Annotated in this window: 13 protein-coding genes; 6 read left to right on the top strand and 7 right to left on the bottom strand. The window is 49.3% G+C overall.

Annotated features, from left to right (window positions below; genetic code table 11):
- Window position 1: 1 nt before the first annotated feature.
- The 6 genes from MK185_17050 to MK185_17025 all read right to left on the bottom strand — a co-directional run bounded on the left by MK185_17050 (window position 2) and on the right by MK185_17025 (window position 7,134).
- Window positions 2-376 carry a Na+/H+ antiporter subunit C gene (locus MK185_17050; protein MCH2042342.1) on the bottom strand — a complete coding sequence of 125 codons (375 nt, stop codon included), beginning with the start codon at window positions 374-376 and terminating at the stop codon, window positions 2-4.
- Between the two features lies 1 nt (window position 377).
- Window positions 378-3,173, bottom strand: coding sequence for a monovalent cation/H+ antiporter subunit A (locus MK185_17045; protein ID MCH2042341.1), 2,796 nt, complete (start codon window positions 3,171-3,173; stop codon window positions 378-380).
- A 216-nt stretch (window positions 3,174-3,389) separates the two neighbouring features.
- Window positions 3,390-4,454, bottom strand: coding sequence for a uroporphyrinogen decarboxylase (gene hemE, locus MK185_17040; GenBank protein MCH2042340.1), 1,065 nt, complete (start codon window positions 4,452-4,454; stop codon window positions 3,390-3,392).
- Window positions 4,455-4,534: 80 nt separating this feature from the next.
- Window positions 4,535-5,908: a HAMP domain-containing histidine kinase gene (locus tag MK185_17035; GenBank protein ID MCH2042339.1), complete on the bottom strand. Its 1,374-nt coding sequence runs from the start codon at window positions 5,906-5,908 to the stop codon at window positions 4,535-4,537.
- Between the two features lie 162 nt (window positions 5,909-6,070).
- Window positions 6,071-6,766, bottom strand: coding sequence for a response regulator transcription factor (locus MK185_17030; GenBank protein MCH2042338.1), 696 nt, complete (start codon window positions 6,764-6,766; stop codon window positions 6,071-6,073).
- Window positions 6,767-6,861: 95 nt separating this feature from the next.
- Entirely contained in the window at window positions 6,862-7,134 is a 273-nt protein-coding gene (locus MK185_17025; GenBank protein MCH2042337.1) for a late competence development ComFB family protein, read from the bottom strand.
- A 103-nt stretch (window positions 7,135-7,237) separates the two neighbouring features.
- Between MK185_17025 and MK185_17020 the strand changes: the two genes are divergently transcribed.
- Complete coding sequence (locus tag MK185_17020) at window positions 7,238-7,657, top strand: CBS domain-containing protein (GenBank protein MCH2042336.1); 420 nt, start codon at window positions 7,238-7,240, stop codon at window positions 7,655-7,657.
- Between the two features lie 83 nt (window positions 7,658-7,740).
- Here the strand turns inward: MK185_17020 and MK185_17015 are convergent, their stop codons facing one another.
- Window positions 7,741-8,769 carry a hypothetical protein gene (locus tag MK185_17015; protein MCH2042335.1) on the bottom strand — a complete coding sequence of 343 codons (1,029 nt, stop codon included), beginning with the start codon at window positions 8,767-8,769 and terminating at the stop codon, window positions 7,741-7,743.
- A gap of 426 nt (window positions 8,770-9,195) precedes the next feature.
- On the opposite strand from MK185_17015, the gene MK185_17010 reads away from it, so the two are divergent.
- From MK185_17010 to MK185_16990, 5 genes are all read left to right on the top strand, one after another.
- Window positions 9,196-12,903, top strand: a complete 3,708-nt coding sequence (locus tag MK185_17010; protein ID MCH2042334.1) for a DUF1631 family protein — start codon at window positions 9,196-9,198, stop codon at window positions 12,901-12,903.
- 197 nt (window positions 12,904-13,100) lie between these two features.
- A complete protein-coding gene (locus tag MK185_17005) occupies window positions 13,101-13,883 on the top strand; it encodes a TRAP transporter TatT component family protein (GenBank protein ID MCH2042333.1) in 783 nt (260 codons plus the stop codon).
- 31 nt (window positions 13,884-13,914) lie between these two features.
- Window positions 13,915-14,922, top strand: a complete 1,008-nt coding sequence (dctP, locus tag MK185_17000; GenBank protein MCH2042332.1) for a TRAP transporter substrate-binding protein DctP — start codon at window positions 13,915-13,917, stop codon at window positions 14,920-14,922.
- On the top strand, window positions 14,919-15,428 hold the full coding sequence (locus tag MK185_16995) for a TRAP transporter small permease (protein ID MCH2042331.1): 510 nt from the start codon (window positions 14,919-14,921) through the stop codon (window positions 15,426-15,428). The genes dctP and MK185_16995 overlap by 4 nt, the downstream gene beginning before the upstream one ends.
- Entirely contained in the window at window positions 15,425-16,702 is a 1,278-nt protein-coding gene (locus MK185_16990; protein MCH2042330.1) for a TRAP transporter large permease subunit, read from the top strand. Before MK185_16995 ends, MK185_16990 begins: the two co-directional genes overlap by 4 nt.
- The last annotated feature ends 182 nt before the right edge of the window (window positions 16,703-16,884 follow it).

The following is a 16,884-nucleotide window of genomic DNA, read 5'->3' as shown; positions in this document are numbered from 1 at the left end:
CTCATTTATCTTCCCCCCCATTACGGCGACCTTTTTGCGGCAGATCATCGTGAATTTCTGTTTTACCATCAACCTGGTCATTGCCTAAGTCAGACCGCGCACGCAAGGCCAGAATTAACGCGAATGCAGTCATGGCAAAACCAATAACTATTGCGGTTAAGACCAGAGCCTGAGGTAACGGATCGGCGTATTGTTCGCTTTCACCGAGGATAGCAGCGCCGTTAATAACAAGACGACCACTGGCGAATAAGAATAAATTCACGGCATAAGACAGCAGCGTTAAACCCAAAACAACAGCGAAGGTATAACCACGTAATACCAGGAAAATTCCCCCGGTCGTGATCGCACCGACACACACGGCATATAAAGTTTCCATGTTATTTTACTCCCGCGGTCGGACGTTCTGTGGTGGTTAACTTACCCAGATTGGCAAGAATCAACATGGTCGCGCCAATCACAGTGAAATACACACCCAGATCGAAGACCATGGCACTGGCTAACTCAAATTTACCCACCACCGGCCAGTAGAAATAATCAAACCAGGTTGTCAGGAACGGTCGGTCGTACACCCAGCTACCAAGGCCAGACAAAATCGCCAGCAATAAGCCTATTGCGATCATATAGTGATACGGGAAATCCATACGCTCTTTCATCCACGATACTCCGTGGGCAATGTATTGCTGGATCAAAGCAATGGCCGTAATTAAACCTGCAATAAAACCGCCACCGGGCAGGTTATGGCCACGCAGGAAAATGTATGCAGAAATCAGCAGCGCCAATGGCAATAAACTCTGTGACACCAGCGCCAGCATCATTGGGTTTTTATCTTTCGACCAGGCAACACCGTCCTGATCCGCCGTTGGTACGAACAACCGCATGCCAGCCAGCAGTTTGAAAATACCCAATGCAGCAATCGCCAGTACAGTAATCTCACCGAGAGTATCAAAACCACGGAAATCAACCAGAATCACGTTAACGACGTTAGTACCACCCCCGCCAGTTTTGCTGTTATCCACAAAATAGTCGGAAATAGTATCCAGCGGACGTGTCAACATGGCATAACACAAGGTACCTATCACCGCACCAATGGCCGAAGCGATTCCGAGATCACGCACAATGCGCTGAATCGAACTTTCCTGAAGCGGTGTTTTTTGCGGCAGGAAGAACAGTGCCAGCAGGAACAACACAATGGTAGCCACTTCCACCGACAACTGGGTCAAAGCCAGATCCGGTGCAGAGAAATAGGCAAAGGCCACCGCTACCACTAAGCCAACAATCGAAATCATGACCAGTGATAACAGACGTAAATGGCTGAAAATCATCGTCGCCAGAGTACCCACTATGACGATGATGGTCGCCACCAGCATTGGCCATTCCATCAGTTGCTCGGGGCGACTGCCGTGAGCCTCAGCTAATTCGAGCAGAGGCCAGCCCGCAACCGCCAGAGAAATCACCACAAGGTAGGTGATGTATCGCTGCAACTTACCGTTATCAAACGCCTGCTGCAGTTGAGTGGCTTTAGCCACCAGATACTGGATGTACCTTTCGAACTCAACCTTAGCGTCAATCTCGTTAAACTGCCCCTGAAAGTTAAATAAATGACGGCGATTGATATACAACAAGCTTCCGCCCACCACAGCCAGCAAACTCATCAGCAATGGCATATTAAATCCGTGCCAGATTGCCAGACTGAACTCAGGCAAAGGCGCCTGAAGCGTTGCGCCTGCGGCAGCATTTAACAAAGCACCAACGGTGAGATTGGGCACAACACCAACAAGCAAACAGATCACCACCAAAATTTCCACTGGCACACGCATGTAGCGCGGTGGCTCATGTGGCGTTTTGGGCAGGTTAATGGGTTCACCATTAAAGAATACGTCGTGTATAAAGCGCAACGAGTACGCCACTGCCAGAGCACCACCCAAAGTCGCCAACACTGGAATAATCCAGGACAGAGAACCGAGCGTGTGTTGTGACAATGTTTCAGCAAACAGCATCTCTTTCGATAAGAAACCATTTAACAGCGGAACACCAGCCATGGATGCTGCGGCAACCATGGCCAGGGACGCGGTTATCGGCATGTATTGCCAAAGACCATTGAGCTGGCGCATGTCTCGCGAACCTGCTTCATGATCGATGATGCCAGCAGCCATGAAGAGCGACGCTTTAAATACTGCGTGGTTAATAATATGGAATACCGCGGCAATTGCCGCCAACGGTGTATCGAGGCCAAACAGCAGCGTGATCAGCCCCAAATGACTGATGGTGGAATACGCCAGCAGTCCTTTCAAATCATGCTTAAACAACGCCGTGTAAGCGCCGACCAGCAAAGTCGCAAGACCGACCAGAGATACCACTCCAAACCATAATTCTGTCCCCGACAGCACCGGATAAAAACGAGCCAACAGGAAAACACCGGCCTTAACCATGGTCGCCGAATGCAGGTAAGAGGATACCGGGGTTGGCGCGGCCATCGCATGTGGTAACCAGAAATGAAATGGAAACTGAGCAGACTTAGTGAAGGCTCCCAGCAGGAACAGCACAATAATCAGTGGGTAGGCTGCGCTCTCGCGTAACAAATCACCGCTGTTTAATACCTCAGTCAGACTGTAACTACCAACCGTTTCGCCTATCACAATGAATGCCGCCAACAGTGCCAGGCCACCAGCACCGGTGATGGTCAGCGCCATGCGAGCGCCTTTACGTGCGTCGGTTTTATCCGACCAGAAGCTGATCAGCAGAAACGAGCTGATGCTGGTAAGTTCCCAATAAGCCCATAATTGCAGCAGATTATCCGATAACACCACCCCCAACATGGCGCTCATAAATAACAGCAGGAAAGCGTAAAAACGCCCCATATGGTCTTCGTCAGAAATGTAATACCGGGCGTACAGCAAAACCAACAAACCGATGCCAAGGATAAGCAAACAGAACAACATGCCCAGACCATCCAGGTGGTAAGCCAGGGATAATCCGGCATTGGGTATCCAGCTGGTTTGCCAGTGAATGACTTCACCGTCCAATACCTGTGGCATCAGAGTAAATAAGCAGACCAATGCCATAGCAGGAACAAAGGCCGTGGTCGTTAAGGTTACCCGCCGGCCAAAACGATCGGCCAAAAGGGGAACCAGGGTTCCAAACAGCGGGAGCAGAGGAATCCAGAGCAATGTCATAAAAAGAGGTGCCTCATTCCTGGAGATCGGTCGTCCGAGTAGTCAGGTTAAATGAAAGATCGGGGTACTCAGGAAAAGATAGCACGATCCTTGCGTAAGCCCTATATGGCTGGCGACCATCAGCGTAAAGAATTATCAGACAAAGTAACAATTGAGCGAAAAAAAACGGCGTCTGAAAGACACCGTTTTTCAATTACTTAAGCCGTATACCTGCGGTTACTGATGATACTCAGGGCTGAGTTCAACCACCGCTTCCACGAACGCTCTGGCGTGTTCCGGATCAACAAACTGGTGAATACCATGACCCAGATTAAATACCTGACCAGAGCCATGGCCGTAACTGTCCAGGATACGTTTAACTTCTGCACGAATGGTTTTCGGCGACGCGTAAAGTACCGAGGGGTCCATGTTACCTTGCAGCGCAACACGATCACCAACCCGACCACGGGCAGTACCGATATCAGTGGTCCAGTCCAGACCCAGTGCATCAGCACCGGTATCCGCCATCAATTCTAACCACTGACCGCCGCCTTTGGTGAACAGAATAACCGGGACTTTATTACCATCATGCTCCCGCTTTAAACCCGCCACAATCTGCTCCATGTATTTCAGCGAGAACTCGCGATAACACACGTCGCTCAGGCTGCCGCCCCAGGTATCAAAAATCTGCACCGCCTGGGCGCCGGCTTCAATCTGAGCATTCAAATAATCAATCACAGATTTCGCCAGTGTATCCAACAACTGATGCATGACTTCCGGCGTGTCATACATCATCGCTTTGACGTGACGGAAATCTTTTGATGAACCACCTTCGACCATATAGGTAGCCAGCGTCCAAGGACTACCGGAAAACCCAATCAGCGGTACACGCCCATTCAATTCGCCACGAATGGTGCTGACGGCTTTTAACACGTAATCCAGATCGGCCTTGGTGTTAACTACATTCAAGCTATTAACGTCAGCCTCCGTACGGATGATCTTGTTGAACCGCGGCCCTTCGCCAGTTTCAAAATACAGACCCAACCCCATAGCGTCCGGGATGGTCAGAATATCAGAGAACAAGATCGCAGCATCCAGCGGGAACCGCTCAAGCGGCTGAATAGTGACTTCACAGGCCAGATCATGGTTTTTACACAACGACATAAAGTCACCGGCCTGGGCACGGGTCGCCTTATATTCAGGCAGATAACGGCCCGCCTGACGCATCATCCAGATCGGGGTACGGTCAACCGGCTGACGCAACAGCGCCTTCAGAAAGCGATCGTTTTTTAACTCAGACATGGGATTCCAGAAACTCACGAGTGAAAATTGGCCGGTATCATAGCAAAAAAGCCACCCAATTACCTGACACGGAACAACCCTCAGGCGCCTTCACTTAACAAGGGCAAACGAATATCCGCCTGCAAACCGCCTTCAATGTGATTACTCAACTCAAGCGAACCGCCGTGGGCACATATCACTTTATCGGCAATGGCTAAACCGAGGCCAAAGCCCCGATGGCCCTGTCCCAACGACACTTCACTGCGCTGACGAGCATTCTCATTACGCACAAACGGTCTTAACAGATCATCGAGTTTGTCATCCGGGACACCCGGACCGTGATCTCGGATATTCAGCAGTAGCCATTCGTCTTCGTCTGCCAAACGAATATCCACAGATGTTCCCGGATGGGTATGTAATAACGCATTGCGGATGATGTTCTCGAATGCCGCCGCCAGCAGACGTGGATCGGCCAGTACCCGCGAGCGTGATGTGCGTGAAAAGATCTGAATCGAACCATCCGGCCGCTCAAACCGGGCGTCTTCAATAATGTGACGCAACTGTTGTTCGCAGTTAAGCGCTTGCCAATGTTTCTGATCTTGTTCAATTTCCAGCCGCGCCATCCCTAACAGGTCACCAATTAATTCATCTAACCGCTGCGTTTCCAGCTCAATACGATCAAGAAATTCGTTCTGTTCTGGTACCGCGTCCAAACGAGCCAGCTCCAGTGCCACCCGTGAGCGGGCCAGCGGCGAGCGCAATTCATGAGAGACATCGCGCACCAGCTGACGCTGATCCTGGATTGAGCGCTCTAATTTGCCCGCCATCTGATTAAACTCGCGGCTCAACTCCCCAATCTCATCCTGACGACGACGCAGGTTGCGTGGAATACGCACCGACCAGTCACCTTTGGCCATTGCTTTTACACTGCGCTGCATATGTCGCAGCGGGTGGGTTAAATAACCGGACAACAAAAACCCCAGTACCGCAAATAGCGCCAGTGAGGCTCCCAGCCCCCACGCCAGGTACGTCGGCAAATTAAATACCGCCAGCGGGTGAACAAATTCCACCACCAATAAATAAAAACGACCGTCGTAACTTGCGATGGGGGCTTTGACGATAATCTCTGAACGCCCCAGGGGATCAACACGGGCTTCATAAGACTCTGGCGAGAAGGCATATTCACGCACCTGATCAGGCACGTTATCGAGCAGGCTCAGGCCACTACTATCGAAAACATAGGCATTCACACTGGGATGGCGCTGAAACGTTAGCAGCCATTCGATTAATAACGGCTCGCCACCGTATTGCAGCGTCAGCTCAGCGGCAGAGATGTAACCACCGGTGGGGGCAATCAGGTTGATCGATTCATTCGACCATTCACGGTAGTAAGCGGCCAGAATCAGTGTCACCAGAGTGGCAACGATACTGGTAAATAGAAACGCCAGATAAATTTTTACAAAAATACCGCGCATATCGTCACTGCCAGCATAAAAAATCTGAGGGGAATCATAGCCGGTTACAGAGACAATAAAACCGGTTTCTTTTTGCTTTTAAAACCAGATGAACATGACCAGGCACCATGCCGTGCTTTATTGCGGTGTTTAAAAAACAAACGTTACAGTGATTTATCGGATTCAGGCGGCGTTTTCGCCCTGCTCCGGCGCGTAGATATAACCAATACCACGAACCGTTTTAATTCTCTGATCACCGTGACGGTTGGGTCCGAGCTTCTTACGCAAGTTACTCAGGTGCATATCAAGGCTTCGGTCATAAAGAGTTAAGGAACGCTGCATCGATTGCTCAGCCAAGCGATTTTTTTCTACTACTTTACCGGCTTCACGAGCAAGCACACACAGTATGTTGAATTCAGTGGCAGTCAGGTCGAGTACATCACCCTCGCGGCTGACCTGATGCTGGTCCAGGTTGATTAATAATTCATCTAATTTGATATTGCTATCCGCGACATCGGCGCTGCGGTTACGGCGAAGTATCGAGCGCAACCGCGCAGCGAGTTCACGGGGGTTCGCCGGTTTAGGCATGTAATCATCAGCGCCGATTTCCAGGCCTTGAATACGATCCATCTCATCGCCCTTAGCCGTCAGCATCAACACTGGTAAATCACTACGCTGGCGAATAGCACGCAAAATGTCGACACCGTTTCCACCGGGCAACATAACATCCAGAATAACGGCCTGATATTTACCGGTTAACGCCTCTTCCAAACCACGCCGGGCATCATGAACCAGAGTTATCTGAAATAACTCGCGCTCCAGATAGCGCTTCAACAGTTCACACAATTCCAGATCATCATCAACCAGCAGAATATTCATAGTTCCCCCAAAACATTCGCCACAGTGTCTTGGATTCTCACCATAACAATCAAGTTCAGAATCTCGTCTTTACGTTTTGTAAAGATTACTGCGGGTTATTCTGCATCGTCACGGCGATGAGCGGCAATAAAGCCAATCGCTTTTACCACCGCTTCTTTTACCCGCTCGCTGATCTCATGCAACTCATTAGGCGACATATAAAACGCCATATCCACTTCATGTCGGATATAACGTGGTGGCAAATGGTTCAGAGCAACACAAGCAACGTCAGCCAGATATCCATGGTCAACGTCTCCCGGCAGACTCCGCAACACCTCTTCGGCAACCAGATGCTCATAATAATTGTGGATATTATTGGTAATATTCATAAAAGGCCGCCTGATTTCCGCAAAATAGATGTTTTCAGCATAGCACCGAGGCAGATTCCTGCTTTACTGAAAGGCACAATCTTTATTGCAGTACGGAGCTGATATGAAACAGGTTAGTGATATCATGATTCGCAATCTGATCACGCTGAAACCAACGTCAAACCTGAAAGATGTTGAAACCACAATGGCCAGCCACCAAATTCGCCATATTCCTGTGACCGACGACCAACACAAATTACTGGGATTAATTACCCAGAAAGAGTTTCTGACCGAGGCTTTCCGAATTACTGATAAATTTGGCGCCCACCAGCTAGCCCAATACCTGACTCAGACACAGCTATCAGATTGTATGAAAACCACACTGACGACAGTCAACCCGACAACCAGCCTTCGTGAAGCTGGTGAATCGCTGCATTCAATGAAACAAGGTTGTCTACTGGTGGTGGATGAAAACGGGGTTTTGCAGGGAATCCTGACATCACAAGACTTCGTAAAACTGGCGCTCGATCTGCTACCTCACTAACGGAGGTACGCGAATCATGCGGCATTTATCAGCCATGCCGCGGTATTTGCGCACGACTTTCTTGAGTATCAGTATCACTGCCTTCAGTTACTGAGCTGGCGCGCCAGCAACAAAACGTCTTCAAGATGGATATTCGATAACACCTGATAACTAATCCCGTCGCGCTGAAGCTCCACGATACTGATCGAAGGCGCCTGCAACAGTTGACCATATCGATTGTTATTCAGTTCTACTCGGGCTCCGGCAGGAGCCGTTGCATTTGATGGTGTTTGTTCAGCCGTCATCAATAGAAAATAATGGGCGTTTTTGTAATAAACAGCAGCGCCATCTTTCCCTTGTTCACTGAAGAAATAGTCCGGTTTTTCCAGCTTCCAGCGTGGTAATTCTACGTTGGGCCATACGGGTATAAATGTCGCAGATTTTTCAAATTGATCCGCACTCAACGCATTAGCCGACAGGTTCCAGGAGCGCAAGGGTGTTGCCGCTGGCAGCTGCATCGTTGGGAGAGTAAAGTCAGCCAGGTTAAAGTCGATTTTTTTATTCTCCATGGATAACACGGAACCATCCCGAAAGTAAAAATCGCCTTTCATTAGTAACGAATAGTCGTAATCAATAAACAGCTGGCTTTTCAGAATCTCACGTTCATTATCGCCAGCATCCAGGTCCACGCCCACTGAAATGCGGCTGGCAACTTCGATCGATGGCGTGAATGTACGCTTATAATATTCGTGATTAGCCCAGTACATATCTTCGGCCTGAGCTTTCGCGCTGTCAGAGGAAGGACCAGATAAGCCTTTCACCACCAGTGCCTGGTTAATCTGTGGCGAATAATATTCCAGTTGACCGTTCTGATAACTGAAAGTCACGCCTTGCAGTTCCAGCGGTTCTTCAACCTGCATATAAAAATCCGCTGGCTGACGGAACTGAACTGCTGTTGTGACCACACCTCCCGGGTAACTCTGCTCAACCTCGGCCTGGTAATTATCAACTTTAATCATGTTGTTATAGGTTTTGTCGATCCAGAACTTATGAATACCCTCTGACTTGGAGCCAACAGCCAGAGACGATGCCAGCAATGCAGAAGTAACAAAAACCAGTCGTTGGAAAAACATATGTATGCCCTTTGGTTGAGTGCCGCTGTGCATGATTGTCACAACATGACGGTCACTTTACGAGAATTTGATATCACAAAGGGAACGTACGATGACAAAACCCACACTTTCTAACGAGGCCTGTTGAGCCATGTGTCAAATATCACCGTGTTTTCAATACCCATTCATAAACTAACGTCGATAAGCATCATAAGATCCTTACCGGGGCACACGAACGCAGTTCGGGTTTTGATCGTTGAGCTTTTACCTTGTTTTACTAACAGCTGTTTTACGAACCAATTAATCTAAGCGCGCTGAAAAGTCGGTAATTCAGCCGCTTATGACTGGATTGTAGCGCAAGCCATCAGGCGGTCATCGCGGAGTTACCTATACTGAGGGACGAGGGGTGCACCAGTCAGCGCTCAAGCAGCATATAATGGAATCAATATGGCAGCCGAATACCGAGATCACCCCAGGTTTAACAGCGAATTTATCGCCCAACTGCGTTTACCCGATGATCATTGGTATGACTGTACGGTTACCGACTATTCCCACTCTGGCATGAAGCTGGCGTGGCCGCACGACACCATCGATACACCGGACGAACCGCTGCTACTAAAATTGCAACTTGAGCAGCAGCTATTAGAAGTGAAGGTCAACTGGGTGCACCACAAAGAAAAAGAAGTCGGGCTGAAATTCGATACCCCAAACGATAAAATTTTCCTCCAGTTACAAGAGTTTAATCAGAACCATAAGGCGCAGGATGGGTTATCTGACGAATCCCGCTATGACCATCGCAAAACCTTCCAGCAATTAGCGGCGAATGTTGTCGAGCGCCTGCCGAAAGTCTGGTTACCCGCGTTTCTGGAAAGCACCTTCGACCAGGCAAATCTGGCACGGAACACAGCCGAACAGCAACTATGGCTGCGACTTGAGAAACAAGCCAAAAACGGCGCCAACGCCTTTTATCAGAGCTTTAAGCAAGCCCTGCAGCTGCAGATTAGGCTGTGGTTGGAAAACAAACCCAAAGCCGATAAAGAACAAGATAACCGGGAAAAGCCGCACAATCTGTCCCTGGTACAGCAGGCCGACTTCGAAGACTGGCTCTTGGCAAAAGTGGCGGCGTCACATCTGCAGTCTCGACTTAGTCACGTCAGTTTTGAAGTCCGTCAGTTGCTCGATACGCTATCCAGCGCCAAAACCGAAGATTGCTTTAACCCGATTGGTCCGAATACGGTGACTGACGCTTTCCGTGATGCCCTGGAACAACTTAATCTGCCACAGGAAGCACGAGCGCTGGCATTTGATGTTTTTGAGCAAGTTGCCTACACCACGCTGCAATCTTGTTATCGCGAAATATGCCGCGACATCGATATCCCAATGTCAATGCGCTACCGCAGACGGGCAACCAATAACTCAGCAGCGGAAGTGGTGCAGATTGCATCTCACCCAACGACGGTAACGGAAGCCGCCAATGAGCAGCAACCATTTGTGGCGTCGCGCATGACAACGGATAACACGTCGTCCACCTCAACCATGCAGAACTTCCGTCGCCACCAGCAAGAAGCGCAACAGGCCTATTCCAATATTCAGTCTTTGTTGCAATTGAGGCATCAGCGCTTTGAAGAGTTAAACCAAACCCGAGTAGTGACGCTGCCGGTTGCCCAGCCTCAAGCCATCAATAACGTGTTGAATGACCTGGCCAGTCAACAAGACACACTTCCCGGTAATATTCGTGAGCGGGTTGAGCAGGAACTGGCGGACCAGGAAACCAGTTTACCGGAAGAATCGCGCGATGCGATTGAGACACTCGAGCAGGTTACGCAGAATTTGTTATCCAGCGGTCAGCTTGCTGATTTTGTTAAACCTCATATTGAGCAGCTCGGCTGGCCGCTGCTGCGGCTGATGCTGAAAGATGCCAGCTTGCTGTTTAATCCCGAGCATCCAGGGCGCCAGGTCCTCAACCACCTGGCTAAACTGGGCAAACTCACCACCAGCGGTGAGGATCAATTAAGCAAACGTCTTAACGATTTGATTGCACCACTGGTGGTTAATGCTAAGAGTGACGAAACCTCCCTGGATGATTTATTAGAGGACCTGCAGGGACTGGTTTCTAATGCCGAACGTAAAGCCAGGCAAAACGCTGAACGGGTTGCTCAGGCAGCAGAAGGCGAACACAGACTGCAGCAGGCACGCCAAAAAATTCAGCATTTAATTGGCAAAGACAGCTCCGGTCGCACTTTGCCAAACTGTGTGGTTGATTGGTTAACAGAAGGTTGGCAACAACTGCTCAGCCTGCTATTGCTGCGCGAAGGCGCCGATAGCAAGCGCTTTAAGGGGGCGGTAAAACTGTACCGTCAGGTACTGGCACTGTTCAGCCCTAAAAATGCCGGTCGCAAAGAGTTGCTGCAGCGGTTCACACCAATGTTGGAACTGGCGCAGCGAGAACTTGATCAACTGAATGGTAGCCTGCCGCAGCACCAGAAGTGGTACAACGACATTCTCAGCGCCGCTGAGGAACACCTGAACCAGGGTGAAGTCCGAGAAACCGTTGATCTGCCAACGTTTATCGCGGACCAACAAGCAATCGTTCCGGAAGGCCGCGGGAACCGCAAAGCTCAGAACCTGCAGGCTGGAGACTGGCTGCTGTTAACCCGCCAGGATCAGGCGGTGTCCATTGTCTGGATTTCTCCCGATTACTCCAAGTTTGCCTGTGTAAATCACAGCGGCATGAAAGTAATCGACTTTACTCTGGCAGAGCTGGCCGTTGCCTTTGATAAAGGCGACGTAAAACGTCTTTATGAGCAGGACGAATCAGCCGTTGATCACAGCGTTGATCAACTGGTGCAGCAGATTTATCACGACTTATCTGAACAGGCCAATATCGATTCACTGACCGGTTTGCTGAATCGACAGCACTTCGTTCGCCAGCTACACGAAACCTTTGCGCAGAACTTGCGCAATCCGGTTCCAACCACACTGTGTATGATCGACATCGATCAGTTCAAACTGATCAATAAAAATTACGGTGTTGAAGGTGGCGATGCCTGCCTGCAAACACTGGCAACGATGCTGGAAGATCAGGAATCCGATAACGTTTGCGCACGTATCGGCAGTAATGAGTTCGCCATACTGTTTCGACGTGCAGATATCGAACAGGCCGAAGCAAACATGCGCTCTCTGAAACAGCGTATCGAAGACTTTGATATTTACAGTGAAGATCAGAGATTCCGGGTTCATATCAGCGTCGGTATATCAGAACTGAATAACGATCAGAGCGATGCATCCGATCTGATTGAACAAGCCGAAGCAGCCTGCCTGGTAGCGAAAGATAAAGGTGGCAGTCGTATTATTCGCTACGCGCAAAACGACGCGTCACATCAGCGTCAGGACGAGTTTATGGCTTGGGGTAACAAGCTGAACCAAGCCATGGCTACCAATCAGCTTAAGGTTCTATGTATTCCGATCAAACCGATTCAGGATCGGTGGAAAGACCAGGTGCAGTATGAAATCGTCATCAGTATTCAGGACGAACATGGCTCCCAGATCCCGCCGCTGGAATACCTGCAAGCCGCAGAAAACTACAACCGCATGTATCTGCTGGATCGTTGGATATTAGAACAGATGATTCAGTGGCTGCACGAAAATCAAAGCCAGGCAGCCGCGATCGATCGCTTCGTATTGCGGCTCTCCGGCCACGCAATTAACGACGAAGATCTGTTGAACTATATTTTCGAACAAGCTCGCGAGAAAGACGTACCTGTAGAAAAACTGTGTTTTGAGTTAAACGAAACAACGGCCATCAAAGATCTGGATGATGCCGCCGACTTTATGCATGAAATGCGCAACCTCGGCTGCCAGTTTGTGTTATCTGATTTTGGTACCGGTCAATCATCATTTGAATACCTTCGGTCGCTGCCGGTAGATTATGTAAAAATCGATCACAGCTTCATCGATAATCTGCACACCAGTTCAGCCGACTATGCACTGGTTAAATCCATCCATGACATCACATATTTTATGGCGAAAAAGACCATTGCCGAGCACAGCAACAGCTCCAATGCGCTGGATATCCTGCAACGCATCGGCATCGATTTTACTGCCGGGAGTTCCAAAGATACCAAGACTCTGACTCAGCTGGCAGAAAGTATCTGACCATAAAATTACAGCCCTCGGTATGCGTTGCGCGGCTGCAACACATTATTCCCCGGATACCGGTCGAAATATCCCGGTCTTGATAATGAATATTTTTAATCAGACAGTGTACAATTCGCGCTCCTGAAATCTAGCCTCTGCCCTTTATGAAATTAATGACCTGCCTTAGCTTGCTACTACTGCTGAGCGCCTGCTCCGTGAGTAACCTGCCAGCCAACCTCTCCCGCTCGATGATGAACCAGGACAATCCAGAGGTCGTTGCAGCCGGTGCACCAGCTTACCTGCTGCTGCTCGATGCGCTGGTTCTGACCTACCCGGACGACGAAGATTTTTTGTTGGCCGGCGCACGTTTATACGGGGCTTATGCTGGTGTGTTTGCCGAGGATGAGGAACAGGCCAAGCATATGGCGGACAAAGCCATGGGATATGCTCGCCGCGCGTTGTGCGAATACAATCAGGAGCTGTGCGAAAAAATGGATGGCAAGCTTGACCCGCTGGTGATCGCATTAGAGGAAGATTTCGACGAAGACGATGTTCCGATGATTTATGCCTTCGCTGCGGCATGGGCCGGCTGGATACAAGCCAACAGCGATGACTGGAATGCCATTGCTCAGGTCGGCAAAGTGAAAGCTCTGATGCAGTGGGTTGCTCACCATGAGCCTGGTTATGATAACGCCACCGTACAGGTCTATTTGGGTGTACTGGAAACTCAGTTGCCACCATCATTGGGTGGCAAACCCGAACTGGGACGCAGTTATTTCGAAACCGCATTGCAGCTAACCGATGACCAACACCTAATGGCCAAAGTTCTTTTTGCTAAGCAATACGCCCGCATGTTGTTTGATCAGGAACTTCACGACCAATTATTGCAACAAACCCTGGCGGCCGATCCTCATGTCGAAGGCCTGACTCTGATTAACCGCCTTGCTCAACGCCAGGCTGCTGAACTGCTGGCTGAATCTGCAGAGTATTTTGAATAAAGCACGTTTAAAAACATTAGAGAGAGTTTCTATGAAAATGTTAACCCGCTTACTGTTGGTGCTGGTATTAATCTGCCCAACCAGTCAGGCCGCGACACTGAAAATTGCCTCCCTGGCACCAGATGGTACCAACTGGATGAAGATGATGCGCAAAGCCGCAAAGGACATCAAAAAGCAAACCGAAGGCCGGGTAAAAATTAAGTACTTTCCCGGTGGCGTGCAAGGTAGTGATAAAAGTGTGATTCGTAAAATGCGTATTCGCCAGCTGCAAGGCGGGGCAGTTTCAACGGGGGCAATGGCACATATTGCTAACGCTTCGTTACTTTATAATCTGCCTTTTACTTTTCGTAATCTGGCAGAAATTCGTGCAGTGCGTGAAGAATTTGATCCGATTATCAAGCAGTCGCTGGCAGAAAAGGGTTACATCGTTTTAGGTTTATCCGAGGGTGGCTTTGCCTACCTGATGTCCAATAAGGCATTAAAAACATCCGCTGATGTTCGTTCTCAGAAAGTTTGGGTCCCAGAAGGTGATGTGGTATCACAGGTCACATTTACCAGTGGCGATGTCGAGCCTATTTCTCTGCCGGTATCCGATGTATACACCAGTCTGCAAACCGGATTGATTGATACCATCGCTGCTACGCCGTCGGCCTCTATTGCGCTGCAATGGCATACCAAACTGACCCACGCGACCGATTTCCCGCTGGTATTTCTGTTCGGCATGATGATCGTAGATGAGCGTGCTTTTAAAAAGTTATCTGTAGCTGACCAGAAAATTGTTCGCGACACCATGAACAAAACCTTCAAAGCAATGGACGCGCAGAACGAAAAAGACGAGGCTGGTGCGCGCATGGCGCTGCAACAGAATGGGATGGAATTTGTAGAGTTGAGCGATACTGATAAAGCTCTGTGGCAGCAACTGGCCAATAAAGCGTTGGCAGAGCTGAAGTCGAAGAATGTTTACCCAGTGAATGTTTATGACCGCTTGCAACAGCGTCTTCAAAAGTTCCGCTCACAACAAACGGCTACGGTGGAATGAAACAAATAGCACGGTGGATTCATAAAGCCGAAGATGCAGTCTTGATTTTGTTGCTGCTGGTGATGATTGTTCTCGCCGGCGTCGACATTATTGCTCGCACAGTGTTTGGCGGCGGCGTTGTGTGGATACCGCCCTTGTTGCGCGTCATGGTCCTGTGGCTGGGTTTATTAGGCGCGTTGCTGGCAACCAGAACCCGTGAACATATCGCTATCGATATCATTAATCGTATGGCTGGCGCCACGGTTAAACGCATCAGTTCAGTAATTACCGCAATTTTCGCTGCAGCAGTATGTGGTCTGATTGCCTGGCACAGTATCGAATTTGTAAAAGGGTCGTTGGAATATAACGACGTCGCTTTTGATCAGGTACCGGCCTGGCCTTTGCAAATCGTCATTCCGCTGAGTTTCGCTTTGATGGCGTTACGCTTCGTCGTTCAGGCACTGTCTTCTGCAATTTATGGCGTTGCGACAAAACAATCCGTCACGACTGACAGGGCATCTGCATGACAATATTGTTCCCTTTGATTTTATTGATGCTGGCATTGGCAGGTGCCCCTTTATTTGCGGTCATTGCCGCATCCGCTTTATGGGGGTTTTATCAAACCGATGTTGATCTGCAAGTAATGGCAGTAGAAATTTTCAGAGTGGCAGAAATGCCGGTTCTCATCGCCATCCCCTTATTCACATTTGCAGGGTATTTATTAGGTGAAAGTAAAGCACCGCAGCGCCTGGTAAGAATCACCGACGCTTTTCTGGGCTGGATGCCGGGCGGCCTTGCAATTGTTGCACTCGTTGCATGCGCTTTATTCACTGCGTTTACCGGAGCTTCTGGTGTAACAATCGTCGCCTTGGGGGCATTGTTAGTACCAGCACTGCAAAAAGCCGGCTATCGCCAGCAGTTCAACCTAGGCCTGGTAACTACTTCTGGTAGCCTCGGTCTGTTGTTTGCACCATCTCTGCCGTTAATTCTATACGGCGTAGTGGCACAGCAAATGGCGCTGGATACACCAGTCAGTATTGATGATCTCTTTCTTGCCGGTTTGATCCCGGGCGGACTGATGCTCGTTGCGTTATCGGTCTATGCTGTGCTGCAACCGCGCTCCGACCAACAAACAGATCATACGTTTAATAAATCTGAAGCCTGGGCAGCGCTTAAAGATACGGCATGGGAAATACCGCTGCCAATTGTCGTGCTGGGGGGAATTTATTCAGGCTTCTTTGCGGTTTCCGAAGCTGCTGCAATCACGGCACTTTATGTCCTTGTTGTGACGGTGTTTATCCGCAAGGAAATTACACTTCGTGAATTGCCAGAAGTGATGCGCGATTCCATGAAACTGGTAGGAGCAATTCTTCTGATTCTCGCGGTATCTCTGGCATCAACCAATTACATGATTGATGCAGGTATACCAGAACAGATTTTTGCTTTTATTCAACAGCACGTCAGTGATGGGTTTACTTTTCTGCTGTTATTAACGTTGTTTCTGCTGATATTAGGCATGATGCTCGATATCTTTTCCGCCATCGTCATTATGATTCCGATTATTCTTCCGATCGCCATTGAGTACGGAATCCATCCAATCCATCTTGGCATTCTGTTCCTGGCCAATATGCAGCTGGGTTATTTCACACCACCAGTAGGTATGAATCTGTTTATCGCCAGCTTCCGCTTTGATAAACCGGTAATGACGCTGTATCGCGCGACGCTCCCGTTTTTCTTTATTCTGTTGATAACCGTGTTGATCATCACCTATGTACCGCAGCTGAGTCTCGCACTACTCTGACTTTGATCCTGGTTTGTTATAGCGGACGGGGCGCTCGAAGAAATGTTCACTGAAAGAGAGTTCGTCAGCGACATTTCTTTACTGCCGCTTTCTCATCCTGACGGCTTCTTGCCCAAAATGACAGACATATCAGATACAGTTTCTGCCGTGGTTGAGACCTTTTAGGCGGGGTTTCTGCCACG

The organism is Saccharospirillaceae bacterium, assembly GCA_022448365.1.
GTDB lineage: Bacteria > Pseudomonadota > Gammaproteobacteria > Pseudomonadales > Oceanobacteraceae > Bacterioplanoides.
The sequence above is the reverse complement of the archived record's forward strand: the minus strand, read 5'-3'. Positions and strand labels throughout refer to the sequence as shown.

Excerpts from the sequence above, each read along its gene's own strand:
- hemE (MCH2042340.1), bottom strand. The coding sequence starts at position 4,454 with ATGTCTGAGTTAAAAAACGATCGCTTTCTGAAGGCGCTGTTGCGTCAG.
- dctP (MCH2042332.1), top strand. The coding sequence starts at position 13,915 with ATGAAAATGTTAACCCGCTTACTGTTGGTGCTGGTATTAATCTGCCCA.
- MK185_17030 (MCH2042338.1), bottom strand. The coding sequence starts at position 6,766 with ATGAATATTCTGCTGGTTGATGATGATCTGGAATTGTGTGAACTGTTG.
- MK185_17025 (MCH2042337.1), bottom strand. The coding sequence starts at position 7,134 with ATGAATATTACCAATAATATCCACAATTATTATGAGCATCTGGTTGCC.
- MK185_17010 (MCH2042334.1), top strand. The coding sequence starts at position 9,196 with ATGGCAGCCGAATACCGAGATCACCCCAGGTTTAACAGCGAATTTATC.
- MK185_17050 (MCH2042342.1), bottom strand. The coding sequence starts at position 376 with ATGGAAACTTTATATGCCGTGTGTGTCGGTGCGATCACGACCGGGGGA.
- MK185_17015 (MCH2042335.1), bottom strand. The coding sequence starts at position 8,769 with ATGTTTTTCCAACGACTGGTTTTTGTTACTTCTGCATTGCTGGCATCG.
- MK185_16990 (MCH2042330.1), top strand. The coding sequence starts at position 15,425 with ATGACAATATTGTTCCCTTTGATTTTATTGATGCTGGCATTGGCAGGT.
- MK185_17045 (MCH2042341.1), bottom strand. The coding sequence starts at position 3,173 with ATGACATTGCTCTGGATTCCTCTGCTCCCGCTGTTTGGAACCCTGGTT.
- MK185_17020 (MCH2042336.1), top strand. The coding sequence starts at position 7,238 with ATGAAACAGGTTAGTGATATCATGATTCGCAATCTGATCACGCTGAAA.
- MK185_16995 (MCH2042331.1), top strand. The coding sequence starts at position 14,919 with ATGAAACAAATAGCACGGTGGATTCATAAAGCCGAAGATGCAGTCTTG.
- MK185_17035 (MCH2042339.1), bottom strand. The coding sequence starts at position 5,908 with ATGCGCGGTATTTTTGTAAAAATTTATCTGGCGTTTCTATTTACCAGT.